26 protein-coding genes and 1 tRNA gene are annotated in these 25,999 nt (G+C 60.0%); 7 read left to right on the top strand and 20 right to left on the bottom strand.

The annotated features are described in order from the left end of the window. Nucleotides 1-21: 21 nt before the first annotated feature. The 12 genes from JZY08_RS01110 to JZY08_RS01055 all read right to left on the bottom strand — a co-directional run bounded on the left by JZY08_RS01110 (nt 22) and on the right by JZY08_RS01055 (nt 11,533). Nucleotides 22-723 carry a helix-turn-helix transcriptional regulator gene (locus tag JZY08_RS01110; protein ID WP_003493793.1) on the bottom strand — a complete coding sequence of 234 codons (702 nt, stop codon included), beginning with the start codon at nt 721-723 and terminating at the stop codon, nt 22-24. 52 nt (nt 724-775) lie between these two features. Further along, the gene (locus tag JZY08_RS01105) at nt 776-1,507 is read right to left on the bottom strand and encodes a helix-turn-helix transcriptional regulator (RefSeq protein ID WP_035241582.1); all 732 of its coding nucleotides are present in this window, start codon (nt 1,505-1,507) and stop codon (nt 776-778) included. Between the two features lie 370 nt (nt 1,508-1,877). Beyond that, nucleotides 1,878-3,560, bottom strand: coding sequence for a flagellar basal-body MS-ring/collar protein FliF (gene fliF / locus JZY08_RS01100; protein ID WP_216330692.1), 1,683 nt, complete (start codon nt 3,558-3,560; stop codon nt 1,878-1,880). 129 nt (nt 3,561-3,689) lie between these two features. Beyond that, nucleotides 3,690-4,073, bottom strand: a complete 384-nt coding sequence (locus JZY08_RS01095; RefSeq protein WP_082183700.1) for a hypothetical protein — start codon at nt 4,071-4,073, stop codon at nt 3,690-3,692. A 14-nt stretch (nt 4,074-4,087) separates the two neighbouring features. After that, complete coding sequence (gene cheD / locus JZY08_RS01090; RefSeq protein WP_082183698.1) at nt 4,088-4,633, bottom strand: chemoreceptor glutamine deamidase CheD; 546 nt, start codon at nt 4,631-4,633, stop codon at nt 4,088-4,090. After that, nucleotides 4,630-5,019: a chemotaxis response regulator CheY2 gene (gene cheY2 / locus JZY08_RS01085; RefSeq protein WP_003493781.1), complete on the bottom strand. Its 390-nt coding sequence runs from the start codon at nt 5,017-5,019 to the stop codon at nt 4,630-4,632. The genes cheD and cheY2 overlap by 4 nt, the downstream gene beginning before the upstream one ends. Next, a complete protein-coding gene (gene cheB, locus JZY08_RS01080) occupies nt 5,019-6,074 on the bottom strand; it encodes a protein-glutamate O-methylesterase CheB (protein WP_082183696.1) in 1,056 nt (351 codons plus the stop codon). The genes cheY2 and cheB overlap by 1 nt, the downstream gene beginning before the upstream one ends. Continuing rightward, nucleotides 6,071-6,979, bottom strand: a complete 909-nt coding sequence (cheR, locus tag JZY08_RS01075; protein WP_082183695.1) for a protein-glutamate O-methyltransferase CheR — start codon at nt 6,977-6,979, stop codon at nt 6,071-6,073. Before cheR ends, cheB begins: the two co-directional genes overlap by 4 nt. A 13-nt stretch (nt 6,980-6,992) precedes the next feature. Beyond that, the gene (locus tag JZY08_RS01070) at nt 6,993-9,260 is read right to left on the bottom strand and encodes a chemotaxis protein CheA (RefSeq protein ID WP_216330691.1); all 2,268 of its coding nucleotides are present in this window, start codon (nt 9,258-9,260) and stop codon (nt 6,993-6,995) included. 16 nt (nt 9,261-9,276) lie between these two features. Beyond that, nucleotides 9,277-9,642 carry a chemotaxis response regulator CheY1 gene (gene cheY1 / locus JZY08_RS01065; protein WP_003493773.1) on the bottom strand — a complete coding sequence of 122 codons (366 nt, stop codon included), beginning with the start codon at nt 9,640-9,642 and terminating at the stop codon, nt 9,277-9,279. Further along, the gene (locus JZY08_RS01060; RefSeq protein ID WP_216330690.1) at nt 9,639-9,938 is read right to left on the bottom strand and encodes an STAS domain-containing protein; all 300 of its coding nucleotides are present in this window, start codon (nt 9,936-9,938) and stop codon (nt 9,639-9,641) included. Before JZY08_RS01060 ends, cheY1 begins: the two co-directional genes overlap by 4 nt. After that, on the bottom strand, nt 9,938-11,533 hold the full coding sequence (locus JZY08_RS01055; RefSeq protein ID WP_253204034.1) for a globin-coupled sensor protein: 1,596 nt from the start codon (nt 11,531-11,533) through the stop codon (nt 9,938-9,940). Before JZY08_RS01055 ends, JZY08_RS01060 begins: the two co-directional genes overlap by 1 nt. A gap of 516 nt (nt 11,534-12,049) precedes the next feature. On the opposite strand from JZY08_RS01055, the gene JZY08_RS01050 reads away from it, so the two are divergent. From JZY08_RS01050 to mnhG, 7 genes are all read left to right on the top strand, one after another. Further along, entirely contained in the window at nt 12,050-12,427 is a 378-nt protein-coding gene (locus JZY08_RS01050; protein WP_216331480.1) for a hypothetical protein, read from the top strand. A gap of 106 nt (nt 12,428-12,533) precedes the next feature. Continuing rightward, complete coding sequence (locus JZY08_RS01045) at nt 12,534-15,452, top strand: monovalent cation/H+ antiporter subunit A (protein ID WP_137037071.1); 2,919 nt, start codon at nt 12,534-12,536, stop codon at nt 15,450-15,452. Next, nucleotides 15,452-15,787, top strand: coding sequence for a Na+/H+ antiporter subunit C (locus JZY08_RS01040; RefSeq protein ID WP_216330689.1), 336 nt, complete (start codon nt 15,452-15,454; stop codon nt 15,785-15,787). The genes JZY08_RS01045 and JZY08_RS01040 overlap by 1 nt, the downstream gene beginning before the upstream one ends. Then, on the top strand, nt 15,784-17,430 hold the full coding sequence (locus tag JZY08_RS01035) for a monovalent cation/H+ antiporter subunit D (protein WP_216330688.1): 1,647 nt from the start codon (nt 15,784-15,786) through the stop codon (nt 17,428-17,430). Before JZY08_RS01040 ends, JZY08_RS01035 begins: the two co-directional genes overlap by 4 nt. Further along, a complete protein-coding gene (locus JZY08_RS01030) occupies nt 17,427-17,915 on the top strand; it encodes a Na+/H+ antiporter subunit E (protein ID WP_216330687.1) in 489 nt (162 codons plus the stop codon). The genes JZY08_RS01035 and JZY08_RS01030 overlap by 4 nt, the downstream gene beginning before the upstream one ends. Beyond that, the gene (locus JZY08_RS01025) at nt 17,912-18,193 is read left to right on the top strand and encodes a K+/H+ antiporter subunit F (RefSeq protein ID WP_003493758.1); all 282 of its coding nucleotides are present in this window, start codon (nt 17,912-17,914) and stop codon (nt 18,191-18,193) included. Before JZY08_RS01030 ends, JZY08_RS01025 begins: the two co-directional genes overlap by 4 nt. Next, on the top strand, nt 18,190-18,534 hold the full coding sequence (mnhG, locus tag JZY08_RS01020; protein WP_003493757.1) for a monovalent cation/H(+) antiporter subunit G: 345 nt from the start codon (nt 18,190-18,192) through the stop codon (nt 18,532-18,534). Before JZY08_RS01025 ends, mnhG begins: the two co-directional genes overlap by 4 nt. Nucleotides 18,535-18,544: 10 nt before the next feature. On the opposite strand, the gene JZY08_RS27500 is transcribed toward mnhG, so the two are convergent. From JZY08_RS27500 to JZY08_RS00985, 8 genes are all read right to left on the bottom strand, one after another. After that, nucleotides 18,545-18,919 carry an alpha-ketoglutarate-dependent dioxygenase AlkB gene (locus JZY08_RS27500; protein WP_301183733.1) on the bottom strand — a complete coding sequence of 125 codons (375 nt, stop codon included), beginning with the start codon at nt 18,917-18,919 and terminating at the stop codon, nt 18,545-18,547. Next, nucleotides 18,856-19,131: a hypothetical protein gene (locus JZY08_RS27495; RefSeq protein WP_253204032.1), complete on the bottom strand. Its 276-nt coding sequence runs from the start codon at nt 19,129-19,131 to the stop codon at nt 18,856-18,858. Before JZY08_RS27495 ends, JZY08_RS27500 begins: the two co-directional genes overlap by 64 nt. Before the next feature lie 339 nt (nt 19,132-19,470). Next, nucleotides 19,471-19,546 (bottom strand) — tRNA-Phe (locus JZY08_RS01010). After that, a complete protein-coding gene (locus tag JZY08_RS01005) occupies nt 19,512-19,748 on the bottom strand; it encodes a hypothetical protein (RefSeq protein WP_216330686.1) in 237 nt (78 codons plus the stop codon). The genes JZY08_RS01010 and JZY08_RS01005 overlap by 35 nt, the downstream gene beginning before the upstream one ends. Before the next feature lie 89 nt (nt 19,749-19,837). Beyond that, the gene (locus tag JZY08_RS01000) at nt 19,838-20,260 is read right to left on the bottom strand and encodes a hypothetical protein (protein ID WP_216330685.1); all 423 of its coding nucleotides are present in this window, start codon (nt 20,258-20,260) and stop codon (nt 19,838-19,840) included. Between the two features lie 315 nt (nt 20,261-20,575). Next, nucleotides 20,576-22,792 (bottom strand): 3-hydroxyacyl-CoA dehydrogenase NAD-binding domain-containing protein, encoded by a 2,217-nt coding sequence (locus tag JZY08_RS00995; protein ID WP_216330684.1) that lies wholly within the window; start codon nt 22,790-22,792, stop codon nt 20,576-20,578. Between the two features lie 147 nt (nt 22,793-22,939). Further along, on the bottom strand, nt 22,940-24,148 hold the full coding sequence (locus tag JZY08_RS00990; protein ID WP_174056039.1) for an acetyl-CoA C-acetyltransferase: 1,209 nt from the start codon (nt 24,146-24,148) through the stop codon (nt 22,940-22,942). Between the two features lie 36 nt (nt 24,149-24,184). Then, the gene (locus JZY08_RS00985; protein WP_216330683.1) at nt 24,185-25,981 is read right to left on the bottom strand and encodes an acyl-CoA dehydrogenase C-terminal domain-containing protein; all 1,797 of its coding nucleotides are present in this window, start codon (nt 25,979-25,981) and stop codon (nt 24,185-24,187) included. Nucleotides 25,982-25,999 lie beyond the last annotated feature (18 nt).

The raw sequence follows: 25,999 nt of genomic DNA, 5'->3' as shown, positions 1-25,999 counted from the left end.
ACGGGGGAGGCCCGTCCGCGATCAATGGATGTAACCGAGACGGATCGCCTTTGCGATCGCCTGAATGCGGTTGACGGAATCGAGCTTGATCGTCGCCGAACCGAGATAGGCATTGACGGTGTGAACGGAAAGCCCGAGCTTGACCGCGATCTCTTCGCTGATACGACCATCACCGGCCAGTTGCAGGCAGGCGATTTCCCTCTCGCTCAAGGCTTCCGAAGGTGCCGCCTTGCGCTCGTCCAGCGCCAGCATGTCGACCATGATCTCGCAGCATTTAATGTGCTGCTCGATGACGACTTCATTGTCGAGAACGAGATTGCTGCCGCAGAAAACGATGTAGCCGTTGCCGATGGTTCCGAGCCGCACCGGCAGGGCCAGGCCCGCATAGGGCAATGTGTCATTCTCGATCCGGCGCAGCAGCGCCGGCACGTCGGGAAGATCGGCAAAGCCGCCGGCGTTCTTGTTGCGCCAGATGACCGGCAGCAATGAGGTCTCGATATGATCGAGAAGAATGTCGCCGACAGCGCGGATGAACTGCGTGCTCTGTTCTGCGGCATTCATGCCCCAGTTTTCCAGCTCGCAGGTCATCTTCTTCTTGTTGGGGAAACCGGAAGCGGCGGCCTTCGTCACCACGAAATTTCGTGCGCCGACCACCTTCTGCATGGCGACGAGTTTCGGAAACAGGTCCGACCGGGTTGTCACGACCGGGCTGCGGTGAAACATCCCCGTTTGACCAAAGCCCTCATTGTCCTTCGTCTGTACCATCGTTCGATGCCTATACAAGGTTGTTGCGCACGGCGTAGGCGATTGCCTCCGAGCGGGTTTTCGTCGCTGTTTTACGCATCACGCTTGTAATGTAATTATTGATCGTATTGCGAGAAATGCCAAGGATCATCGCAATTTCGTCACTGGTCTTGCCTTCGGCGATCCAGAACAGGCACTCAAGCTCACGTTCGGTAAGATCGATATCCCGCACCGCTTTTGCTTCGCTGGCGATGCCGAAACTGACGCAATACCCTGTCAGCAGGGCGATTTCGCGCAAACGTTCAGGTAACGGTACCGCATTTTCAGGAAACAGCAATAGCAGCGAAAGCCGGATACGGCCCACGCAGAAGGACAGGGCCGAATATTGCCGGTCGATGCCGTAGGGAACGGAAACGTCGTCGGGAAGGAAAAGCAATTTCGGTCGCAGAAGCGAAAGGCATTTTTCCATTTCGCTTGATCTGTTCTGGCTGTTCGTCAGTTCAACACCGAGCCTGCGCACCAGATCGAAGGGCCAGTCGGACGTGACGATAAATTTCAGCCCGGTTTCTTCGAGAAGATCATCCCGCGCCAGCAGATAATGCGAGGCGCCGGCGTAGGTTACGAGCAGATCCAGCGCGCCTGAAACGTTACCGGCAGCGGCCGTAGCAGCGACGTTTTTGGCAAGCTGGTCGCGCGGCAAGGGCTTACCCATGCCCTCCATAGGCTTGGCAGACAGCCTGCGGATATCAACATCGACTTTCAATCGCCTACGCCCTCTTGCTCCCAGCGGGAGATTATACATCGGGATGGAATCATTCCATTCGAGAAGCTTACCAAAACGGGATGGCGCACCCCCGGAGACCGAATCACTTCATTTTATGGAACCGACCGGAATTTGCCATTACCTGACAACAGCCTTTCCACGTATTTCCCTGCTCGTCTATTGCTAAAAAAACATACTGAAAAGCTGGCCAATCCATAAACGGCATTCTCAACCTATTCCCAGCAAACTGTATCGTTGCTGAATTTTTTGTAAACAGTGTCCTGAAACGAGAATGCAATCGCGCGCCTGGCAGCATATCAAAAAGCCCCTAAATGCGCAAAAGGCCGGGTAAACCCGGCCTTTCCCAATATCACGCGGCTTTTTCCACCGCCCATTTGCGAAGAATCTTGGCTGCTCTTTCCTCGCTGATTTCCACCATGCGGGAGAGCCTGCGCTCGGGTCCTTCGCGAACGCGGCGGTTGAAGGTGCCTTCGCTGTCGCCGCCAGCCAGAAGGTCGTCGGTGCTGTCGAAGCCGAAATCCGCCCCGAAACCTTCCATGAGACCACCTGCGCCGGCATCCATGCCCGGGGAGAAATCAGGCAGTTCGAGACCTGCGGCCTCCTGGCTGAGCTGGCCTGCCGCTGCACCGTTGCCGGCAACCGAGCGGACCAGGGGACGTACACCGAGCCAGATGACGAGGAAGGCGACGGCGACGAAGGCGAGCGAGTTGATGATGCCTGCCGAATTGCGGCTCAGCACTTCCATGATGCCCGGTCCGCTTGCGGCTTCATCGAGCAGCTGCGTTTCGAGGAAGTCCATGGCCGTCAGCGTGACCATATCGCCGCGATCGGAAGAAATGCCCGCAGCCGAGGTTACGATCTTCTGCATTTCCGCAAGATAGGCATCGATCTTGGCCTGATCGGCGGGTTCACCGACCATCTTGGCAATGCGACCCTTGTTGACGACCACGGCGACCGAAAGCTTCTCGACGGTATAACCGTTCTTGACGGTGGCGACCGTCTTGGAATTGATCTCGTAGTTGGTCTGTTCTTCTTTCTTCGCGGACTGGTCGGAAGACTGTGGACCACCGGCACCGCCCTGCGGCGCTGCCTGCGGCACGTTCTGCTCCACGGTCGCTGCCGTGTCGGGCTGCGTTTCCTGGGACTTCTGGTCTTCCTTCACCGTGCGGACGGAGCGCTCGACGCGCGATTCCGGATCGTAGACGGTTTCCTGAATCTGGCGGCTGTCGGTATTGAGCTGCGCAGTCACGCTCGAGCGGAAATTGTCCATGCCGAGGAAAGGCGCCAGCGCCTTGTCGATATTGGTGGTGATTTCCTGCTGAACATTCTGCGCCAGTGTCAGCGAACGATTCATGGCGGCATTGGTGACATCGTCGCCGGAAGCCAGAAGCTGGCCGGTCGAATCGAGCAGCGTCACGTCATCGACTTCAAGGCCGGGAACGGCCGAGGCGACGAGGTGACGGATGGAGGCAGACGCCTTGCGCCCGGCTGTGGCACTGGCGCGGATCATGACCGATGCGGTGGGCTTCTGTTCGCCACGGCGGAAATTGCCGACATCCGGCATGACGATATGGACGCGTGCGGCCGCAATCCCGTCAATCTGTTGGATGGAGCGGCTGATCTCACCTTCAAGGGCGCGAACCCGCGTCACTTCCTGCATGAAGGAGGTCAGGCCGAGAGAACCGACATTGTCGAAAAGCTCATAACCGGCATTGGCGCTGTCGGGCAGGCCGCGCTCGGCCAGCAGCAGACGTGCCTTGCTGGTAAGCCCGACGGGAACCTGAAGGCTCGAACCTTCGGTTCCGACCTGAAAGTCCAGCCCCGATTCGGCAAGCGCAATGCTGATCTTGTTGAGGTCGCTCTTTTCAAGTCCCACATAGAGAGTCTCGTAGGTGGGACGGTTCACATAGAGTGCCGCTGCAAGGATAACGGCCATGGACAGAACGCCCACGCCGCCCAGCATCAGAAGCCGTGTCTGACCGAGAGCCGCGACATTCTTCAAGACCTGAGGGATTTGATTTAACAGATTCATTCTGTTCCGCACCGTCATTCATAGAGTCCGAGACCTTTTGGCCCCGTGGTGACAATAGGGTGCGAAGCTTGCGCGAGCGTTGCCTTTCTCCGTTATCCGCGAAGGAGGGATGAGTGGCTGCTGGAGCGTCTAGAACAGATCGAAGTCGCCGGAGGCCTTGTCGAGCGGCTGGGAATGGCCGTGGCGGAAGGCCGCGCCCAGCGCCTTCTGCATCTCAGCAAGCTTGACGAGGCTGAGTGCGGTCGAGACGTCCACGATCCACTCACCGGGGATAGAGCCCGTGATGGTATCGATGAACTCGGCAAGGCCGCGGGTCTTTTGAACGGCAAGGTCGATGCCCTGCAGCAGTTTGACGCCGTCACCGGACAACTGGCCGCTGGTCGCTTCCAGCAATTGCGGCTCGATGCGTTCGATGAGATAGGCGACGTCGTGCAGCTCCGATACCACGCGCATGAGAACATCCGGCAGGGCTTCTTCGAACGGAGTGGTGCCGGTGTGGTCTGCAATCTGCATTGGAAACTCCGTGACTAGAAAAATTCGATGTCGTTGGCGACGGGTTTGGGCGCCGGCACCGGACGCGTTTCCATCGCAACCGTCTTCTGGGTTTCCGCGCCGCTCAGCGGATGCTGTCGCGCACGACCGGAGACCGGCCAGAACTCGATCTTGCGGCCATGCTCCCCGCCCGTGGAGGAGCTTATGACCGGAATGCCTTCATCCTTCAGAAACTGCATGGCGAAGATGGCATTCTGCTCGCCGACGTTGGAGAAGCTGGCGATCGTCTTTGCGCCGCCGAAAACCTTCGCCTCCAGCCGGTCGCGGCGGGCGCCCTTCTTCAGAAGGCCGTTGATCAGCAATTCCATGAGATGCACGCCATAACGCGTCGCATCTCCACCGGTCACATTGCCCGTTCCCGGCAGCAGGAAGTGGTTCATGCCTCCGAGGCCGGCAACGGGGTCTCTCAGACAGGCGGCCACGCACGAACCAAGTATCGTCGTCAGAACCACGTCGGGATCGCTGACAACCTTATACTCGCCCTGAATGATATGTACGCGCTTGGCCGCAGTTTCAATCATTTCAGCGATCCGAAAACCGCCTCGATGGCTGCACGCATCTTGTCGATGGTGAAGGGCTTGGCGAGCACGTTGTTGGCGCCGAGCTGGGCTGCCTTCTGCACCAGCGCGCGGTCACCCTGCGCGGTGAGGATGATGAAGGCGGCCTTCTTGGTGGTCGGGTTGGCCCGCACGGCGTGCAGGAAACCAAGACCGTCCATCTTCGGCATGTTGAAGTCGGAGATGACGAGATGATGGGGCTGCTGCTCCATGATCTTCAATCCCTGCTCGCCATCGCCAGCGGCAGTGATCTGCTTGAAGCCAAGCTGTGTCAGCGCATCGCTGAGGAGCAGCCGGCTGGTCACCTGATCGTCAACGATCAGAACTTTGATCTTTTCTGCGAGAGACATTAGTCAGCACCTTCTTTACGGGCAGTGGTTAGTTTCAGGATTTCTTCGCCGATGGAGGCCAACGGCAATTGCTGTTCCACGGCGCCAAGCTCATAGGCCACACGCGGCATGCCGTAGACGACACATGTTTTTTCGTTCTGGCCGACCGTGCGTGCGCCGGCATGGCGCATTTTCAGCAGCCCGGCCGCACCATCGCGGCCCATGCCGGTGAGAATGACGCCGACGGCGTTGCGGCCGGCAAGCTCGGCCACCGAATCGAACAGCACATCGACGGAGGGGCGATGGCCATTGACCGGATCGCGCTCGACCAGGCGGCAGCAGGGGGCGGCGCGATTGGCGATCTGCAGATGACGTTCGCCGCCCGGCGCAAGGTAGATCTTGCCGGTCTGGAGGCGTGCACCGTCCGTCGCCTCTTCCACGACGGGTGCGCAGATGCGGTTCAGCCTTTCCGCGAAACTCTTCGTGAAGGTCGGCGGCATGTGCTGGGTGATGACGGTCGGCGGGCAATTGGCCGGAAACTTCTGGAGCACGGCGATCAACGCCTCGACACCGCCCGTGGAGGAGCCGATGGCCACGACCTTGCGGCCGGCGCGGTAATCGCTGACCGGGGTCGGCTGCGGGGCGGCAACGGTTTCGGGGCGCGCCGCGCGATAGGCCGCGTGCTGCGAGCGGGCAGCCGCCTTTACCTTGTCGGCAAGGTCACCGAAGGGGCGGGCATCGCCCGGAGCCGGCTTGCCGACGCAGTCAAAGGCGCCGATTTCAAGGGCTGCGAGCGAGGCATCCGCGCCGCGATGCGTCAAGGACGAGACCATGATGACCGGCATTGGCCGCAGTCGCATGATCTTTTCGAGAAACTCGAGACCGTTCATCTCCGGCATCTCGATATCGAGCGTCACAACATCGGGATTGAGCTGCTTGATGGCGGCGCGCGCCTCCATGGCGTTGCCGGCCTGGCCCACCACCTCGACCTCCGGATCAGCCTTGAGGACGGCCGAAATCAGGCCGCGCATTGTTGGGGAATCATCGACGACGAGTACCCGTGCGAGTGCGCTCATGCCTTCCTCCCGGATGCGTGACCAATGAAGCGGTAGGTGGTGATGCCCGTATTATCGAACAGGTTCTTGGCATCACCGGACACGCGTTCGGAATGCCCGATATAAAGATGGCCGCCTTCCGGCAGCAGCCCGGCGAAGCGTGACCAGATTCGCATCTGGGTCGGCTCGTCGAAATAGATGACGACGTTGCGGCAGAAGATAACGTCGAAATTGCCCTTGAAGGGCCATTGCGTCATCAGGTTCAGTTCGTTGAACGTGATGAGGCGCTTGACCTTGTCGTCGATGCGGAACTTGCGGCGACCGCCGGCATCGACTTCCGTGAACCATTGCTTGCGCATGGCGGGGGAGACGGTTTCCAGCGCATTGTCGTCGTAAATGCCGGCGCGGGCCTGCGCCAGTATCTTCGGATCGATATCCGTCGCCAGGATCTTGAAATCGTAATCCGCCGCATTCGGAAACATGGCGAGCACGGTGAGCGCGATCGAATAGGGCTCCTGCCCGTCGGAACAGGCCGCAGACCAGATACGGACGCGCCCGCCGGATTTCGCCCGCGCGATGAGGCCCGGCAGGACCTCGTCGCGCAGATGTTCGAAATGGTGGTTCTCCCGGAAGAAGCGGGTGAAATTCGTCGTCAGGTGAGACAGCATTTCACGCCGCGCCTGCGCGCCCTCGGGCGAGGACACCAAAGCGCAATATTCGCGGAAGCCCGACAGGCCGAGATTGCGGATGTGCTTGGACAGGCGGGAATAGACCAGCGACGCCTTGGTGTCGTTGAGATAAATGCCCGCATCCGCGTAGATCATCGCAGCGATCTCCGACAGATCGCGCCTCGACAGCGGATATTCGCCGCTGGCAAGGACGTCGTCGGGAGACTGGCGCTGGTCGCTGAGATTAAGTGCTGCCATGGATGTTCCGCTTTCAACCTGTCGCCGCAAGCGACATTTCCTGCTTCAGGGGCTGTCCGCGCGAGGCGCTGACGATGGCATCGACATCCAGGATGAGCGCAACGCGTCCGTCACCCAGAATGGTGGCGGCGGCAATGCCCGGAACATGGGTATAGTTGGCTTCCAACGACTTGATGACAACCTGGCGCTGACCCTGGATCGCATCAACCATCAGGGCACGCTGGCCGCCGCCTTCCGATTCCACCAGAAGGGCGACGCCTTCGACCGGATCGGCCTGGGTCGGGCGGAAGTTCAAAACGCGTCCGACATCGACCAGCGGGCAGAAGGAGTTGCGGATGGAGATCAGCCGCTGGTTGGCGCCGAAGGAGTGAATGTTCTTCGCTTCCGGCTGCAGGGTTTCCACGATTGCCGTCAACGGAACGACAAGTGTCTGCCCGGCCACCGTCACCACCATGCCGTCGAGAACGGCAAGCGTCAGCGGCAGGCTCATGGTGAAGGTTGAACCATGGCCGGGGCGCGAGGAAATGTTGATGCGGCCGCCAAGCGCCTGAATGGAACGCTTGACCACATCCATGCCGACGCCACGGCCGGAAATGTCGGAAATCTTGTCCGCCGTGGAGAAGCCCGGAGCGAAGATCAGATTGTCGATTTCTTCATCGGTCAGGTTCGCATCGGCGGCGATGAGATCGTTGTCGATCGCCTTCTGGCGAACGCGCTCACGGTTGATGCCCGCGCCATCGTCCTGAAGCTCGATCAGGATACGGCCCGACCGGTGCTTGGCCGAAAGCTTGATGGTGCCTTCCGGGTTCTTGCCCGCCGCTTCGCGTTTTTCCGGCGTCTCGATGCCGTGATCGACGGCGTTGCGGATCATATGCGTCAGGGGTTCGGCCAGCTTGTCGATGACCGTCTTGTCGACTTCCGTGTTCTCGCCTTCGGTAACGAGGCGGATTTGCTTGCCGATCATGTCGGCGACTTCGCGGACGATACGCGACATGCGCTGGAAGACCGGCTTCACCGGCTGCGCGCGGATCGCCATGACGCTGTCCTGGATTTCGCGCGTCAGTTGCTGGAGTTCGTCGAGACCCATATTGACGGCGGACGTGCCGCTGGCATCGTTTTCGATGACGCTCTGCGACAGCATCGCCTGATTGATGACAAGCTCACCGACGAGGTTGATGAGGCGATCGACACGGTCGAGATCGACACGGATGGTCTGGCCGGCACTTGCATTGGCCGCTGCATTGGCGTTCGCCTGCACGGCGGCGGGGGCTGCTGCCGCCTCGCGCTTTTCGATGGCGGCGTTGACGCTCTGGGCGATCTGGGTGGTTGCGACGGCCGCCTCGACGGCTGCGGCAACGAAAGGTTCTTCCACCGCGACGGCTTCGACGGCAGGTTCTTCGTCCGGCCCGCTATCGAGAGCCGAGAGATCGAACGGAACCGGGATCATCGGAAGCTCTTCCTCATCCGCGGCAGCATCCGACACAACGGGGGTGATTTCGAGGTCGCAATCCCATTCGGCGAATTCGAAGACGCTGCGGATACCTTCCTCGCCCTTGTCGGTCGTGATCGAAACCGTCCAGGAGAGATAGGAGGCTTCCGGATCGAGCTTGTCGAGCGAAGGCAGCGCTGACATGTCGCAATTGATGCTCATCTCGCCGATGCGCGAAAGATCGCGCAGGAGAAGGGCAGCCTCGTTGCCTTTCGAATAAAGCGATGCATGCGGCTTGAACGCGATCTGGAAGGACGGTGCTTCCATCAACGGCGTGGTTTCGTCGGCAAAGTCCGAGAAGGAGAATGGGATTGGCTCGAAACCGCTCTCGTCCGTCGGCTTGGGCGCGACGGGTTCAGGCATCTTCGCAGCAGCTGGCGCTGCTACTGCTGCGGAAACCTGGATGGTTTCCCCGTTTGCCAGCGCTTCCAGTTCCTTGACGAGGCCACGGGTGCGGCTTTCATCGACGCTGCCGCCGTCTCTCGCTGCATTGGTCAGGTCCGCCAGCACGTCGGCGGAGCGCAGCATGACTTTCAGGACGTCCTGTGTCGGCTCCAGCTTGTTGGAACGGACGCAGTCGAGGGTCGTTTCAAAAACGTGGGCGAAGGCCACGAGATCATCGAGACCGAAGGCACCCGCCCCGCCCTTGATGGAATGAACGGCACGGAAAACGGCATTGACGGTTTCCGGATCACGGTCGCCGTCATTCAATTTAAGAAGCCCCGATTCCAGTTCAGCGAGCTGCTCCTCGCATTCCTGGAAAAAGATTTCCTTGATTTCGTTCATATCCATCGTGAAATGTCCCGTATCAGGCGGTTACGCGTTCAATGGCATCTATGAGTTTTGCAGGGTCGAACGGCTTGACGATCCAGCCTGTCGCACCGGCCTGACGGGCGCGGTTCTTCTTCTCTGCATCGCTTTCGGTCGTCAGGACGAGGATCGGTATGGCGCGGTATTTTTCATTGCGCCGCACACCCTCGATGAAGCCGAAACCGTCGAGACGGGGCATGTTGATATCAGTCACGATGACATCGGGGTTACTCTGCTCGAGTACTTCGAGACCTTCGATGCCGTCTTCGGCCTGAATGGTTTCAAAACCGGCATTGTTGAGCGTGACCAGGAGCATGTTCCTGATCGTCCGGGAATCATCCACGGTCAGAACTTTTTTCTTCACTTTTGCATCTCCTTCAGGAGCAAATGATCGATATCGACGCCTATCAGTTTCATGGTCTTGTCGAATGCATCGGACACCTTGGCAAAACCGAACCGCTTGCCATCCTCTTCCCAGGATTTCGCGCCGGCCATGAGGACCTGGACGCAAAGTGCTCCGATACGCTCAACCTCCGACGCATCGACCGACAACGGTGCTCCCCTCAGCGTCATCAGCTTGCCGTGCAGCGCCGATGCCTCGTTGAGATCCAGCACCGGTGACAGTTTCAGCGTCGCCTCAGCTGCTTTTCTGGCTGCCATTACATGACTCCTTGGCGTCTGAATTGTTGGTAATCCTGGCCGTAATCCGTGCGGTTATCCTCACGGGCCATAAATGATGTGTCCTGCCGCGCCGCGCCGGGCGTCGCGCTTGGCTGTCCCTGGCGGGCAATGCGGAATTCGCGAATGGTGCGGCCGAGTTCCAGAATGACGGTCTGAAGCGTGTCGGCCTCGGATGCACTTGCGCCGATATCGGCGACGATCCGGCTCGCATGCCTTTCCTGCTCGCCGATGTCGGCGGCGACCGATTGCAGTTCGCCGGCCTGCTGAGCGGTATGCCGGGAGACTTCGGCGATCATCTCGTTGATACCCGACACCTGCCGGACGACCCCGCCGATTGCTTCCTGCGTGCGGTTCACCATGCGCACGCCGCCCTCGACCTGTGTCTTCGTGGTGCCGACAAGGCTCTTGATCTCTCTTGCCGCATCGGCGGAACGCTGGGCGAGCGCCCGGACTTCCTGCGCGACGACGGCAAAACCGCGTCCGCTGTCCCCGGCGCGCGCCGCCTCGATGCCTGCATTGAGGGCGAGAAGGTTCGTCTGAAAAGCAATCTCGTCGATCGTGCCGATGATCCTGCCGATCTGTTCGGCGGATTGCTCGATATCGGACATGGCGTCGATTGCTTCGCCGATCGCCTTGCCGCTTTCGACTGCCGACTCACGGGCACGGGTAACGGCCGTTTCCGCCGCCGATATGCGCGCGCCGTTTTCAGCCACGGTCCCGATCATCGCCTGGATGGCGCGGGAGGTTTCGGCAAGGGCTGCGGCCTGCTGGCTGGAACGTTCCGCCATGGCACGACCAATCTCGGCAAAGCGTGCGCTCAGCGCCTCGGCCTCGCCGATGCTGGTTTGCGCCGATATCAGCGAGGTGCCGATCGTTTCGAGCGCCGCATTAAAGGAGACAGCAACATCCGCGTAAGCCTCAGGCACGTTGCCACCGATGCGGGCCTGCAAGTTCCCTGCGGCAAAGGCTGTCAGCGCCTCGCCCAGCAGGCTTGCCGCTTCGGAGCGGTCGCTGTCGCGCTGTTCCGCCAGTTCCCGGCCATGGCGCAGGCGCAATTCATTAAAGCGCAGCGACACGGCGATCTCGGTATCGACCATCACCAGACGGACGACGTTCTTCACGACTTCCGCCAGCTCGCGGCTTTTCCTGCGATTGCCGGGAAGGATGGAACGCGGCGCGTGCTCGGTCACCAGCCCGCCGAGCAGATGTTCCAGAACGATCGCGTGGCTGGCAATCTGCCAGCGCGGGTCGAGGCCCATGCGGCTGGCATTGTCGGAAAGAACCTTTACCCGCTCGGCATAAAGCGCATCGAAGCGCGCATCGGTCAAAACGCTCCAATGCGAGGATTGCAGATCGTGCAGGCGGTTGAGCTGGTTTTCGCTTTCGAAAGACGGCGAACAGTCCGGCATGGACTGGAAACGGTTCATCACGTCACGCAGGCCCGCCTTGACGTAGGGTTCCAGCATGCCGCGATAATTGCGCAGGAAATCGGATTGCGTCTCATCAAGGCCGGCAAAGCGCAGCCGCCCCGCCAGGCTTCCGCCTGCCGATCTGCGCGCTTGATCTGATGGCAAGTCCTGCCCCAACCGACGTCCCCAATAACATGACGGCCGGTAAAACCCGGCCAATTGGCCAAGGTTCAGAACGCCAGCACCCTAAGGGGGATTTTTGAACGAACATACCCATCGCGGACGATGCGGCATCGACGCTTGCCTGACCTTCTTGAACCAAGAAACGAAATACCGGATCGGCACCGGTACGGCAGTGCGGCGTCATGCCTGGAAGGGGAGAGAACCCCATTCCGCCGTGGAAATACCATCAATCTTTATGGTTAATTCCTTGCTTGAAAGTTAAGAAACATAAGCATCGGCGTCAAACGGTAAAATTTGTAAAAGCTTTTAGCCATTGTCGCCCTCACTTTGCCGCAAACGGGCAAAAACGAAAAGGAATCGGACGCTGCGGGCGGTTTTTCCGGCCTGTGCGCTGGACAAGCGTGTCCGCCTTCCCCTAAAACAAATCAACGGGATATTCGCTCAGCGGTGATGCTTTAAAGAGACCTTTACGATCAAGGAGATGCCAACTTGTTATGGATGGAGAAATGCCGCTTTTCAGGCCGCCATCCGCAAGTGTTGATCGGCCTCGTGGTCGCAAGCCTGCTCGTCATGATCGGCTTTCAGGCGCCTTCCGGCGTCAAGACGATCTCGAAGGCCAGCCGTCTGGAACGTTTGCAGACGGTGGATCTCGGCCGATCCCCTTCTCTTCGCGACAAAGAATGCACAAGCGGCAGTGATTTCGGCTGCAAGGCCGGCGACGCCGGTTCGGGCTTTCGCCTCGGCGATTTCGCCTCATCCACCCTGCGGATAACGCCAGAAGCCAGGCCGGCGGTCACACCTGTTGCCGTCGTGCCACAAGCTTTCCGAGACTTTGCGAACGTGGTTCCAAGAGCGCCCCCGCATATTATCTATTAGTCATTCCGGCGGTCCTCATCATTCGGTTCATCATGAACCTTGAGGGATCGGAGTCGTCGGAAACCCGCCGTAGGCTCCAATTCCAGAGAGAAAACCGCCGCCGCATATGACACTTGCAACCATTCTTCCATTTATTGTCGCATTGCCGTTCGTCGGCGCTCTCCTGACGGCTTTCATGCCGCGCGATGGTGCGGCGGCCGGTCCGGCCTCTGTCGCCGGCGCTGTCGCCCTCTTCGGTCTTGTCGCCAGCATGTTTCTTTATTCGACCGTCAGTGGCGGCGGGGCGCTGAAATATGATGTGGAATGGCTGCCGCAGCTAGGGCTTAATTTCACCCTTCGGCTGGACGGATTTGCCTGGATCTTCGCGATCCTCATTACCGGCATCGGCCTGCTCGTGGTCCTCTACGCCCGGTACTACATGTCCGCAGAAGACCCGATCCCGCGTTTCTTCGCCTTTCTGCTCGCCTTCATGGGCTCGATGCTGGGCGTCGTCCTCTCCGGCAACGTCATCCTGCTGTCGATCTTCTGGGAAATGACGAGCATCTTCTCATTCCTGCTGATCGGCTACTGGCACCAGAACGCCGGTGCGCGCGACGGGGCGCGCATGGCGTTGACCGTGACCGGTATCGGTGGCTTCAGCTTGCTGGCCGGACTGCTCATCCTCGGCCACATGGCGGGCAGCTACGATCTCGACAAGATCATCGAGGCCGGTGCCGATATCCGCGCCCATTCTCTCTATCTGCCGGCACTTATCCTCATTCTCGGCGGTGCGCTGACGAAGAGCGCGCAGTTTCCGTTCCATTTCTGGCTGCCCAACGCCATGGCAGCGCCAACGCCCGTTTCCGCCTATCTGCATTCGGCAACCATGGTGAAAGCAGGCGTCTTCCTGCTCGCGCGGTTCTGGCCCGTGCTGGCGGGCACGCCGGAATGGTTCTGGCTGGTAGGCGTGGCCGGCGTCATCACACTGCTGCTCGGCGCTTATTTCGCCATGTTCCAGCAGGACCTGAAAGGTTTGCTCGCCTATTCCACCATCAGCCACCTCGGGCTCATTACCACGCTGCTCAGCCTCGGCAGCCCGCTTGCGGCGGTTGCGGCGATCTTCCACATGGTCAACCACGCCACTTTCAAGGCATCGCTTTTCATGGCGGCGGGCATCATCGACCATGAAACCGGCACCCGCGACATGCGGCGACTGAGCGGGCTCTATACCTATATGCCGGCAACCGCCACGCTTGCCATGGCGGCGAGTGCGGCCATGGCCGGCGTGCCGCTGTTCAACGGCTTCCTCTCCAAGGAAATGTTCTTTGCCGAGGCCGTCGAGACCCATGCCGACTCGCTTCTGGACCGGGCCCTGCCCTATGTCGCGACGCTGTCGGGCGCATTCGCCGTCGCCTATTCGCTGCGCTTCATTCACACGGTCTTCTTCGGCCCCAAGCCCGTTGACCTGCCGAACCCCAATCCGCACGAGCCGCCGCGCTGGATGCGTTTCCCGATCGAGTTCCTGGTTTTCGCCTGTCTCATCGTCGGCATCGTTCCGAGCCTGTCGATCGGCCCGTTCCTGCATTCGGCCGTGCTTTCCGTTCTCGGTCCGCAGACGCCCGTTTACAGCCTGTCGATCTGGCACGGTTTCAACCTGCCGCTCATCATGAGTATCGCGGCACTTATCGGCGGCGTTACCATCTATGTCCTGCTCGGCGGTTATTTCTCGCGTTGCGACGACGGTCCGCCGGTCTTCCGGCATTTGCGGGGACAGCGCATCTTCGAGCGCATTCTCGTCACCGTGTCCTGGAAGTGGGCGCGGTGGCTGGAAAGCAGGCTCGGCACGCGGCGTCTGCAGCCGCAGCTGAGACTCCTCATCCTCGTGGCGCTTCTTGCCGGTTTCTCACCCCTGTTCCTTTCGGAATTCTCCCTGTCGCTGCCGCGCGTAACAACCTTCGATCCGATCTTTGCCATTCTCTGGCTGATCGGCATGATCGCCGCGATGGGCGCCGCCTGGCAGGCGAAATATCATCGCCTCGCCGCCCTCGTCATGCTTGGTGTCTCGGGTCTGGTTACCTGCCTTACCTTCGTCTGGCTATCCGCGCCCGATCTCGCAATCACCCAGCTGCTGGTCGAAATCGTCACCACGGTTCTCATCCTGCTCGGTCTCAGATGGCTGCCGAAACGCTTCGAGAAGGTCGACAGCAGCGACGAGTTGCCGGCGCAGCTTCGCCGCGCGCGTGACTTCCTGCTGGCCGCCGCAAGCGGCATCGGCATGTCGGTCATCGCCTATGCGGTCATGACCCTGCCCGTTCCGAACGCCATCGCGACCTATTTCCTTGAGCGCGCCTATTCGGAAGGCGGCGGCACCAATGTCGTCAACGTCATCCTCGTCGATTTCCGTGGCTTCGACACCTTCGGGGAAATCGCGGTGCTGGCCATCGTGGCGCTGACCGTCTTTGCGCTGCTTCGCCGTTTCCGTCCCGCGCATGAAAGCATCGGGGTGCCGGAACAACAGCAGATGCAAAACGCCTTCGATGCCGAGCGCCCGGATCGTAGCAAAGGCGATACGGTCCGCGATTATCTCTATGTGCCATCGATCGTGATGCAGTGGATGTTCCCTGTTATCATCACCTTCTCGATCTTCCTGTTCATGCGCGGCCACGACATGCCGGGCGGCGGGTTTGCGGCGGGTATTACCATGGCGATCGCCTTCCTGCTGCAGTATCTCGCCGGTGGCGCGCGCTGGGCGGAGGATCGCATCCGCATCCTGCCACTGCGCTGGATGGGCTTTGGCCTCTTGATGGCGGCGTCAACGGGTATCGGTTCCTGGTACTTCGGCTACCCGTTCCTGACCTCCTATTTCCAGTATACGGAGATACCCTATATCGGCAAAATGCCGACGGCATCGGCCCTGCTGTTCGACCTCGGCGTCTTCTCGCTGGTCGTCGGCTCCACCGTTCTTATTCTCATAGCACTGGCACACCAATCGTTGCGTAACTACCGCGTTCGCACGCCTGAAGCCGCAAAAGCGGAGGACGTGTAATGGAACTCATTCTTGCAATCGGCATCGGCATCATGACCGGCTCCGGCGTGTGGCTTATCCTGCGCCCGCGCACCTATCAGGTCATCGTCGGGCTTTCACTGCTGTCCTATGCCGTCAACCTCTTCATCTTCGGTGTCGGCGGCATCAAGACCAATGCGCCGCCGGTTCTGGTCGATGGCGTTGACAGTTCGACGCTGGCGGACCCTGTGCCGCAGGCCCTGGTGCTGACGGCAATCGTCATCGGCTTTGCGACGACGGCGCTGTTCCTCGTCGTGCTGCTTGCCGCGCGAGGCCTGACCGGCACCGACCATGTGGACGGGAGGGAGACGAAATGATGTCGTTCCCCTTCCACATCGTCATCGCCCCCATTCTGGTGCCGCTGATCACCGCTGCCCTTCTGCTGTTCTTCGATGAGCGCCAGCGTGTCGCGAAAGCCGCCATCAGCCTTGCCTCGACCGTCATATTGCTCGGCGTCGCCATCCTGCTGTTCCGTGAGGTGAACTCGACGGTCAATACAGAGATTGCGGCGGTGGTTTCGAGCGGTGTCTATCTGCTCGGCAACTGGCCGGCGCCCTTCGGCATCGTGCTCGTTGCCGACCGCCTCTCCGGGCTGATGGTGCTTCTGACGGCACTGCTTGCAATCCCGTCGCTGATCTATTCGATGGCGAAATGGCACAAGGCAGGCGCCCATTTCCATTCGCTGTTCCAGATGATGCTGATGGGCGTCAATGGCGCGTTTCTGACCGGCGACCTCTTCAACCTCTTCGTTTTCTTCGAAGTCATGCTGGCGGCTTCCTATGGCCTTTTGCTGCACGGTTCCGGCCAGCAGCGCGTCAAGGCCGGACTGCATTACATCGCCATCAACCTTGTCGCGGCGCTGTTCTTCCTCATCGGCGTCAGCCTCATCTATGGCGTCACCGGCACGCTGAACATGGGTGACCTTGCCCACCGTATCGAAGGCCTCAACCCGGACCAGCGCATGCTGCTGGAAACCGGTGCTGCGGTTCTCGGCATCGCCTTTCTGGTCAAGGCCGGCATGTGGCCGCTCAATTTCTGGCTGCCTTCCGCCTATGGCGCGGCTTCGGCCCCGGTTGGCGGGCTGTTTGCGATCATGAGCAAGGTCGGCATTTACGTCATCGCCCGCCTGTCCTTCCTGCTTTTCGGACAGACGGCCGGCGAATCCGCCGGTTTCGGCCATGATGCCCTGCTGGTCGGCGGTATCGCCACCATCATCTTCGGGGCCATCGGCGTTCTGGCATCGCAGGCGCTCGGACGGCTGGCCGGGTTTTCGGTTCTGGTATCGTCGGGAACGCTTCTCGCCGCCATGGGCACAGGCAACCCGACGGTGGCGGCCGGCGCGCTCTATTATCTCGTCAGCTCCACGCTCACCATCAGCGCCTTCTTCATGCTGATCGAACTCGTCGAACGCGGGCAGGATGCGGGCGCGAACGTTCTTGCCGTCACCATGGAAGCCTATGGCGAGGGCGAAGATGAGGAGGAGGAAGAGGAAGTCGGCGTGACCATGCCCGGCACCATGGCGGTGCTCGGCGCTTGTTTTGCAGCCTGCGGCATTCTTTTGGCCGGCCTGCCGCCGCTCTCGGGCTTCATCGCCAAATTCTCCATGCTGACCGCCATTCTCAACCCTTCCGGGCTCGGCGCCAATGACAGCGTCTCCACGCTTTCCTGGTGGCTTGTCTTCCTGATCGTCTTTGCCGGTTTCGCCTCGCTGATCTCGATGACGCGTGCGGGTATCCGCACCTTCTGGGCCTCCATTGAAGGCACGGTGCCGCGCGTTCTCGTCATCGAAATCGCGCCGATCATGCTGCTGCTCGGCCTGACACTTGCCATGACCGTGCAGGCCGGGCCGGTGATGCGCTACATGCAGGAGACGGCACGTATTCTCGATCTGCCGGCGAGCTACATTCAGGGCGTCATTTCCGCACCGAGGGCGGGAAGCAATCCGGAGGCGCAGCCATGATGAGCCGTGTTCTGCCCTACCCGCTGCTGACGGTCTCGCTGATCTTCTTCTGGATGACGATCAACAGTTTTTCGCCGGGACATCTGCTGCTCGGCACCTGTGTGGCCCTCATCGCCTCCTGGGCGATGGCGTCGCTCAGGCCCGCGAAACCGCGCATCCGCAACTGGCACAAGCTCGTCAAGCTGATTGCCATCGTGCTTTACGACATCATCCGGTCTAATATTTCGGTCGTGAGGATCATTCTGTTCCAGCGCGAAAGAGACCGCAAATCCGGTTTCCTTGCCGTCCCGCTCGAGATTCGCGATCCGATGGGGCTTGCCGTTCTGGCAACGATCCTCACCTCTACACCCGGAAGCGCCTGGCTCGAATATAATTCCAGCCAGGGCACGCTTCTCCTTCACGTTCTCGATGACGTCGATGAGGCGGCATGGATAAGCCTCATCAAAAACCGATATGAAAAACTGCTGATGGAGATATTCGAATGAGTTCGATTATCCTTTTCTGGTCCTTTTCGCTTGCGCAGCTGATGCTGGCCATCGCCATGACGATCTCCGTCTACCGCATCGCCATAGGCCCGCGGGCCCAGGACCGGGTGCTGGGCATTGATACGCTCTACGTCAACGCCATGCTGCTTCTCCTGACCTTCGGCCTGCGCACCGGCAACGACATCTATTTCGAGGCCTCGCTGCTCATCGCAATCCTCGGCTTCGTCTCCACCGTTGCCCTTTCAAAATTCATGATGCGTGGCGAGGTGATCGAATGAGCAATGCCGCAGAATTCCCGCTCTGGGCCGCCATTGCCGTGGCGTTCTTCGTACTTCTCGGCGCCTCGCTGACGCTGATCGGCACGATTGGCTTTGCCAAGCTCAACAGCTTCTATGAGCGCCTGCATGCGCCCACACTCGGCACCAGCTGGGGCACCGGCGGCATCGTCATGGCCTCGATCATCTATTTCTCCGTCTCCGGCGACCGCTTCGCCTTCCACGAGATCTTCATCGGCATCTTCGTAACGGTAACGACGCCGGTGTCGCTGATGCTGCTAGGGCGTGCGGCGCTTTACCGGGACCGGGCGGAGCAGAATTCGGATAACCGGGAGCATCTGTAATTCGATTGGGTTAAGGCCGTCTCGGAATAATGACCTTGCGAAAAGTGAGGGAGATTCTTCTACTTCGGAGCACCTTAATTCCATTCACGATATCCGACTTACCGGCCGGAATTTCATGGGTCCAGCCGTAGCGACCTGAATCTCTTAGCAAGACACCGGAGCGAGGCTGAAGCAAAACGCCGCACATGGCTGGTCCGCGCAAATCGCGAAAAACCATCTCACATGCGGATAGAAGGCTTATCGACACGATCGTATCGTCAAAACAGGGAACACAATCGACGTGTGCGCTGATGCCCTGCCCCGGAAGATATTCGTTCGCAATCACCTGATCGGGCAAATCCCGGCAATAGCCTGCAACAACCGCTCCGCGAAGACGCCGAGCCAAGGCGGCAACGGCCCGAGATACACATCTGCAGTAACAGCGCGCGCTTTATAGTCGTACCGATAACCGAAATGCTGCACGCGGCGTTTCAGCTCCGTGCTCCACACACCCGCATCCAGTCTGCGGGCGACGGCGGCCTCCTCGTTTGGATAGAGAAAGCCGTCAAAATAGACAATACCGGGGGGTAGAAAAGATGGATTTACAGCATGATCCATTTGCGGACTGCTCTCTCTGTAAGTTGAAAAACGTATGTTACAAACTCGTCATTCTCATCTAGCGCGCAGATGCCATCACTCTTAGTTTTTACGTGTGAGTAGCCAGGAAAGTCAGAGAAGCGAAATGGATGAGCAACTGGAATTGCAAAATTATTGCGTTCAGCCACTGGGGGCTATTTACGACGGTAATTGCGACTTTACCAAAGTCTGAAAGATGATCTGCAGCGCTCTTCCCTACAAAACAGGGTCCGACTACAAAATAGATACAGCGGAATCTTATTGTACCGCTTTCGTTAAACCGAAACAGAATGCTGCATAAATTTTATCTGGGAAAATTAATGGTGCCCGGAGGCGGATTTGAACCACCGACACGCGGATTTTCAATCCGCTGCTCTACCAACTGAGCTATCCGGGCACTTCAGGTCCTTGAAGAACCTCCGCTTTTGGCGGGCGGGGCTGTTTGGTGCCCCGAAAGTGAGCGGGGTTATAACATCTTGTTCGGACATGGCAAGCGCCATCGCGAAGTTTTTTGACAGTTTTTTCACGGCGCCTGTGGATGGCTGGAATGCCGGCTCGGCGCAGGACAAATCGCGCGCCGAAATCCCGGTATTCGTCATCCGCTGATCCGCATTTCCCCTCAGCAATTCACCTGATCTTTTTTGGGGCAATGACGGGCAGCTTCTGCGGTGACGTACGACGCCCGGCTTTAAGACCCTTCCCTGTGTCGTGCGGCAAGGCCAAGCGCGAAAGGCACAACGGCCACCAGCGCCGCCATGACAGGCGAGGAAGCGAAGATGCGGCTGGCGAGCGAGGTGACGGCAACGGAGCGCACCACCATCATCAGGCGCGAATTCTCGTGGTCCTTCTCGTGCCTGATATTTGCGGGTCTATGACGAACCGGATGGGAAGCCGCCTCCAGCTTTTTCACGTCGCGGCGGATCTTTTCCAGCTGTTTGCGCAGATCATCCAGTTCCGCGCGTATTGACGGATCCACCGTTGCGGAAACACGCGCCTGTCCGGCGGCGGGTTTTCCGGCCTTTTTCTCCGCAGCTTCTTCATCAAGCTCAGCCAGGTGGTCGTCGAGGTCCGATGGCTTGTCGAAACCATGGGATCGCAGTGATGTCTTCATTGCAGTCTCCTGAAGCGTCCTGAATTGCGGCAGCGGGCGCAGATCGCCCGATCACGCCTTTTCAACGCCCCAGCCGGGCAAAGGATGCACATAAAGCGGCAGCATCGGGACAGAGGCCGATAAAAAAGGCCCCGAAGGGCCTCAGGCTGACGACAGAAGTGTAAAATCTCTCCTGCATCATCCTCGCCCTTGAGGCGGGGGTCCTCAACCCGTTGGAATAATGGATCCTCGGGTCGAGCCCGAGGATGACGTTGAGCCTGGAGAGACGCAAAACGGGACCCCGAAGGGTCCCGTTCGTTGATCTGCCGAGAAGGCTTATGCCGCCTTGGCGGCGCTGGCATAGGGATCGAAACGACCGTAGAAGGTCTCGCCCTTGGCGGCCATGTCCTTCAGAAGCGGCGTCGGCTTGAAGCGTGGGCCATAGCTCTCGCTCAGCTTCTCGGCGAGCGCCACGAAAGTCTTCACGCCCATGCCGTCGATGTAGGAGAGCGCACCGCCGGTGTAGGGCGCAAAACCGAAACCGAGGATGGAGCCGACATCGGCCTCACGCGGATCGGTGACGATGCCTTCTTCCACCGTGCGGGCGGCTTCCAGAGCGACCGTGACGAGGAAGCGCTGTTTCAGCACTTCCATATCCACATCCTCAGGCTTCTGCTGCGGATAGAGATTTTTCAGGCCGGGCCAGAGGGACTTCTTGGCGGGCTTTGGCGGGTAGTCGTAAAAGCCCTTGGCGTTCTTGCGGCCGAAGCGGCCCTCGCCTTCCACCAGCGTCTTCACCAGTTCCATATGGCGCGGGTCGACGGCCTTTTCGCCGAGATCGGCGACGGTCGCTTTCAGGATCTTGTAGGAAAGATCGATCGCCACTTCGTCATTCAGCGCAAGCGGGCCGACCGGCATGCCGGCGAATTTGGCGGCATTTTCGATCATGGCGGGCGGTACGCCCTCGATCAACATGTCGTAGCTTTCCGCCATGTAGCGCAGCACGCAGCGATTGACGAAGAAGCCGCGCGTATCGTTGACGACGATCGGCGTCTTCTTGATCTTGGCCACGTAATCCAGCGCAACGGCCAGCGCCTTGTCGCCGGTTTCCTTGCCGAGGATCACTTCCGTCAGCATCATCTTCTCGACCGGCGAGAAGAAGTGGATGCCGATGAAATCCGCCGGGCGCTTGGAGTTCTTCGCAAGGCCAGTGATTGGCAAGGTGGAGGTGTTGGAGGCGAAGATCGCTCCCTCAGGCAGCACGGCCTCCACGGCCTCGATGACGGCCTTTTTCACATCCCGGTCTTCGAAGACGGCCTCGATGACGAGATCTGCGTCAGAAAGCGCCGCATAGTCCGCCGTGGGAGTGACGAGGTCGAGCAGGGCCTTGCCTTCATCCTGCGTTAGCCTGCCCTTGCCGATGGCCGCCTTGACGCTTTCCTCGCAATGGCCCTTGCCCTTGTCGGCCGCTTCCTGATCGCGATCGACCAGCACAACGGGGATGCCGGCGGCGGCGGTGACATAAGCGACGGCAGCGCCCATGAAGCCCGCGCCGACGACGCCGACCTTTTTGAACTCGGTCTTCGACTGGCCGGCCGGGCGGCGCGCGCCCTTGCCGAGTTCCTGCATGGAAACGAACAGCGAGCGGATCATGCCGAAGGCTTCCTTCGAGCGAAGGATTTCCGTGAAATAACGCTGCTCCACCTTCAGCGCCGTATCGAAGGGCAATTGCAGGCCTTCATAGACGCATTTGAGGATGGCAAGCGCTGCCGGATAGTTGCCGGCACTTTCACGGCGCAGGATCGCCGGAGCGGCCGGCCAGAGCTGGGCGGCCGCAGGCGTCCAGATGCCGCCGCCGGGAGCCTTGAAGCCCTTTTCATCCCAAGGAGCGACCGGCTTCAGGCCATCCTTGATCATCTGCTTTGCGGTGGCGACCAGCTGATCCGGCTCCACAACCTGGTGCACCAGACCCATGGCCTTGGCGCGTGCGCCGGTCAGCGATTGGCCCGTCGTCATCATCTGCAATGCCGATTGCGCATCGGTCAGGCGCGGCACACGCTGGGTGCCGCCGGCACCAGGGAAGATGCCGACCTTGACTTCCGGCAGGGCGATCTTGAGGCTTTTGGCGCTGGAGGCCACGCGGCCGTGGCAGGCGAGCGAGAGTTCGAAAGCGCCGCCCATGCAGGTGCCGTTGATGGCGGAAACCCAGGGCTTGCCGTTGGTCTCGATCTTGCGGAACAGGCCAGTCATCCGGCCAACCAGTTCGAACAGCTTTGCAGCCGCCTGATCCGGGTTCTTCGTCTTCTCGTCATTGTAGAAGGAGAACATCGACTTGATCATCGAAAGATCGGCGCCGCCGGAAAAGGTGCTCTTGCCTGACGTGAAGACGACGCCCTTGACGGCGCTATCGGCGACAGTCGCGTCAACAATGGCGTTCAGCTCATCCATCACTTCTGACGTGAAGACGTTCATGGATTTTTCCGGCATGTCCCAGGTGACGAGGGCAATGCCGTCTGCGTCCGTCTCGATGGTGAAATTGGTGTAAGTGCTCATTTGGGATTCCTCTTCCCTGAATCTTCATGGCCGCTTCGCTTTCTCCGTCATCCTCGGGCTTGACCCGAGGATCCAAGCACCGGGGATAGATCCTCGGGTCAAGCCCGAGGATGACGGAGGAACCGTTGCGGTATCAGCCGAAGCCTCTCAAACCCGCTCGATAACCGTCGCCGTGCCCATGCCCGCGCCGATGCAAAGCGTCACGAGCGCGGTGTTCAGATCGCGCCGCTCCAGCTCATCCAGCACCGTGCCGAGGATCATCGCGCCGGTTGCGCCCAGCGGATGACCCATGGCGATGGCGCCGCCATTGACGTTCATCCGGTCGTGGTCGATGTCGAAGGCCTGCATGTAACGCAGGACCACGGCGGCAAAGGCTTCGTTGAGTTCGAAAAGATCGATATCGGCAAGCGACATTCCGGTCTTTTTCAGGAGCTTCTCGGTCACATCCACCGGGCCGGTGAGCATCAGCGCCGGATCGGAGCCGATATTGGCGAATGCCTTGATGCGGGCGCGGGGCTTAATGCCCATCGCCTCGCCGCCCGCCTTCGAGCCAACCAGCACGGCCGCAGCACCGTCAACGATGCCGGACGAATTGCCGGCGTGATGGACGTAATTGATCCGCTCCACTTCCGGGTGCGCCATGATGCCGACGGCTTCGAAGCCGCCCATTTCACCCGGCATCTGGAAGGACGGATTGAGCGAGGCAAGCGCCTGCATGTCCGTGCCGGGGCGCATGTGCTCGTCACGGTCGAGGATCGTCAGGCCGTTTGAGTCCTTCACCGGAATGACCGACTTGTTGAAATAGCCCTTTTCCCAGGCATGCGCCGCACGCTTCTGGCTTTCGACGGCATAGGCGTCGACATCGTCACGGGAGAAACCATACTTGGTGGCGATGAGATCGGCCGACACGCCCTGCGGCATGAAGAAGGCCGGGAAGTTGACCGAAGGGTCCATGTACCAGGCGCCACCCGACATGCCCATGCCGACGCGCGACATGCTTTCGACGCCGCCGGCGATGACGATATCGTCCGAACCAGCCTTGACCTTGCCGGCCGCGAAGTTGATGGCATCGAGACCCGAGGCGCAGAAGCGCGAGATCTGCATGCCCGGCGCCCTGTTGGAATAACCGGCCTCGAAGGCGGCCGCCTTCGGGATCACCGCACCGGCATCCATGACGGGATCGACGCAGCCCATGATGATGTCATCGACAGCGGATGTGTCCAGCCCGTTGCGGTCGCGGATGGCTTCCAGCGTCTTGGCGGCAAGGCGAACGGAAGGCACCTCATGCAAGCTGCCATCCTTCTTGCCGCGTCCGCGCGGGGTGCGGACATGGTCGTAGATAAATACGTCGGTCATAACTCTCTCCCTGTGGCGTCAGAAACGCCAGCCTCATCAAAATGCTTCCGCAGCCAGTTCCATCATGGTGTCCGCGCCGGTTTCGATGCGGGCCTTGCGCAGCGCCGTTTCCGGCATGATGCGCTCCATGTAAAACTTCGCCGTGACAAGCTTGGTCTTGAGGTAATCCTCGTCCGAAGTGCTGCCTGCTGCAAGCGCTTCGCTGGCGGCTTTCGCCATGCGCGCCTGCATGTAGCCCAGCACCACGATGCCGAAGAGATGCATATAGTCGGTCGAGCCGGCACCGGCATTGTCGGGTTTGGCCATGGCGTTCTGCATGAACCACATGGTTGCGGCCTGCAGGTCGTTCAAGCCCTTCTTCAGACCCTTGGTGTAGAGGCTGAGCTTTTCGTCGGCGCGGTTTTCCTCGCAGAAATCGCCGATTTCCTTGAACAGCGCCATCACGGCGCGGCCGCCATTCATGCCGAGCTTGCGGCCCACCAGATCAAGCGCCTGAATGCCGTTGGCACCCTCATAGATCATGGTGATACGCGCATCGCGGACATATTGGCTCATGCCATGTTCCTCGATGTAGCCGTGGCCGCCGAAGACCTGCTGCGCCATCACGGCGTGATCGAAGCCCTTGTCGGTCAGCACACCCTTGAGGATCGGCGTGACGAGGCCGAGCAGGTCGTCCGCCGCCTGGCGCTGCTTTTCATCGGCGGCGCGGTGGGCGATGTCGGATTGCAGCGCGGTCCACAGAAGGAAGGCGCGGCCGGCCTCGTTATAGGCCTTGATGGTCATCAGCGTGCGGCGGATATCCGGGTGCACGATGATCGGATCGGCCTTCCTGTCGGGGAATTTCGCACCCGAAAGCGAGCGGCCCTGAATGCGGTCACGGGCATATTCCACCGCGTTCTGGTAGGCGATCTCGCCAACGGAAAGACCCTGCAGGCCAACGCCGAGGCGCGCCTCGTTCATCATCACGAACATGGCGGAGAGACCCTTGTTCTCCGCACCGAGCAGATAACCCGTCGCGTCATCATAGTTCATGACGCAGGTGGCGTTGCCGTGAATGCCCATCTTGTGCTCGATCGCACCGCAGGTAACGCCATTGCGCTCGCCGAGCGTACCATCTTCCTTGACGAGGAACTTCGGCACGATGAACAGCGAAATACCCTTGGTACCTTCCGGCGCGCCCTCGATACGGGCAATCACCAGATGGATGATATTATCAGTCATGGAATGTTCGCCGGCGGAGATGAATATCTTCTGGCCGGAAATCCTGTAGCTGCCGTCGCCCTGCGGAACCGCCTTCGTGCGCAGCAGGCCGAGATCGGTGCCGCAATGGGGTTCGGTCAGGTTCATGGTGCCGGACCATGTGCCTTCGACCATTTTCGGCAGATAGGTCTGCTTCTGTTCCTGCGTTCCATGCACCAAGACGGCGGCGATGGCGCCCTGCGTCAGGCCGGGATACATCATCAGCGACAGGTTGGCGGACGACATATATTCGCCGATCGCGGCATGAAGCGTATAGGGCAGACCCTGACCGCCGAATTCCTGCGGAACGGCAAGACCGATCCAGCCGCCCTCGCAATAGGCGTCATAGGCCTCCTTGAAACCTTCAGGCACGGAAACCGAACCGTCATCGGCGCGCTTGCAACCCTGCTGATCGCCGGAAAGGTTGAGCGGGAAAAGCCGCTCTTCGGCAAGCTTGGCGGCTTCTCCGGTGATGGCCTCGATCATATCAGGGGTTGCATCTTCGAAGCCGGGCAGGTTGTTATACCGCTCCAGGCCGAGAACGTCGTTCAGGATAAAAAGCGTATCTTTGACTGGGGCCTTGTAAACAGGCATTACCGATGTTCCTCCGCA

The organism is Rhizobium sp. X9 (assembly GCF_018873185.1).
GTDB lineage: Bacteria > Pseudomonadota > Alphaproteobacteria > Rhizobiales > Rhizobiaceae > Agrobacterium > Agrobacterium oryzihabitans.
The sequence above is the reverse complement of the archived record's forward strand: the minus strand, read 5'-3'. Positions and strand labels throughout refer to the sequence as shown.

What these genes read in the sequence shown, in the direction of transcription:
- JZY08_RS01070 (WP_216330691.1), bottom strand. Translation starts at nt 9,260, where the DNA reads ATGGATATGAACGAAATCAAGGAAATCTTTTTCCAGGAATGCGAGGAG.
- JZY08_RS00995 (WP_216330684.1), bottom strand. Translation starts at nt 22,792, where the DNA reads ATGAGCACTTACACCAATTTCACCATCGAGACGGACGCAGACGGCATT.
- cheD (WP_082183698.1), bottom strand. Translation starts at nt 4,633, where the DNA reads ATGATTGAAACTGCGGCCAAGCGCGTACATATCATTCAGGGCGAGTAT.
- JZY08_RS00990 (WP_174056039.1), bottom strand. Translation starts at nt 24,148, where the DNA reads ATGACCGACGTATTTATCTACGACCATGTCCGCACCCCGCGCGGACGC.
- JZY08_RS01030 (WP_216330687.1), top strand. Translation starts at nt 17,427, where the DNA reads ATGATGAGCCGTGTTCTGCCCTACCCGCTGCTGACGGTCTCGCTGATC.
- JZY08_RS01025 (WP_003493758.1), top strand. Translation starts at nt 17,912, where the DNA reads ATGAGTTCGATTATCCTTTTCTGGTCCTTTTCGCTTGCGCAGCTGATG.
- JZY08_RS01110 (WP_003493793.1), bottom strand. Translation starts at nt 723, where the DNA reads ATGTTTCACCGCAGCCCGGTCGTGACAACCCGGTCGGACCTGTTTCCG.
- JZY08_RS27495 (WP_253204032.1), bottom strand. Translation starts at nt 19,131, where the DNA reads ATGGATCATGCTGTAAATCCATCTTTTCTACCCCCCGGTATTGTCTAT.
- cheY2 (WP_003493781.1), bottom strand. Translation starts at nt 5,019, where the DNA reads ATGTCTCTCGCAGAAAAGATCAAAGTTCTGATCGTTGACGATCAGGTG.
- JZY08_RS01045 (WP_137037071.1), top strand. Translation starts at nt 12,534, where the DNA reads ATGACACTTGCAACCATTCTTCCATTTATTGTCGCATTGCCGTTCGTC.
- JZY08_RS00985 (WP_216330683.1), bottom strand. Translation starts at nt 25,981, where the DNA reads ATGCCTGTTTACAAGGCCCCAGTCAAAGATACGCTTTTTATCCTGAAC.
- JZY08_RS01060 (WP_216330690.1), bottom strand. Translation starts at nt 9,938, where the DNA reads ATGGCAGCCAGAAAAGCAGCTGAGGCGACGCTGAAACTGTCACCGGTG.
- JZY08_RS01095 (WP_082183700.1), bottom strand. Translation starts at nt 4,073, where the DNA reads ATGCAGATTGCAGACCACACCGGCACCACTCCGTTCGAAGAAGCCCTG.
- JZY08_RS01040 (WP_216330689.1), top strand. Translation starts at nt 15,452, where the DNA reads ATGGAACTCATTCTTGCAATCGGCATCGGCATCATGACCGGCTCCGGC.
- JZY08_RS01050 (WP_216331480.1), top strand. Translation starts at nt 12,050, where the DNA reads ATGGAGAAATGCCGCTTTTCAGGCCGCCATCCGCAAGTGTTGATCGGC.
- fliF (WP_216330692.1), bottom strand. Translation starts at nt 3,560, where the DNA reads ATGAATCTGTTAAATCAAATCCCTCAGGTCTTGAAGAATGTCGCGGCT.
- JZY08_RS01035 (WP_216330688.1), top strand. Translation starts at nt 15,784, where the DNA reads ATGATGTCGTTCCCCTTCCACATCGTCATCGCCCCCATTCTGGTGCCG.
- cheB (WP_082183696.1), bottom strand. Translation starts at nt 6,074, where the DNA reads ATGAGCGCACTCGCACGGGTACTCGTCGTCGATGATTCCCCAACAATG.
- JZY08_RS01005 (WP_216330686.1), bottom strand. Translation starts at nt 19,748, where the DNA reads ATGACGAATACCGGGATTTCGGCGCGCGATTTGTCCTGCGCCGAGCCG.
- mnhG (WP_003493757.1), top strand. Translation starts at nt 18,190, where the DNA reads ATGAGCAATGCCGCAGAATTCCCGCTCTGGGCCGCCATTGCCGTGGCG.
- cheR (WP_082183695.1), bottom strand. Translation starts at nt 6,979, where the DNA reads ATGGCAGCACTTAATCTCAGCGACCAGCGCCAGTCTCCCGACGACGTC.
- JZY08_RS01000 (WP_216330685.1), bottom strand. Translation starts at nt 20,260, where the DNA reads ATGAAGACATCACTGCGATCCCATGGTTTCGACAAGCCATCGGACCTC.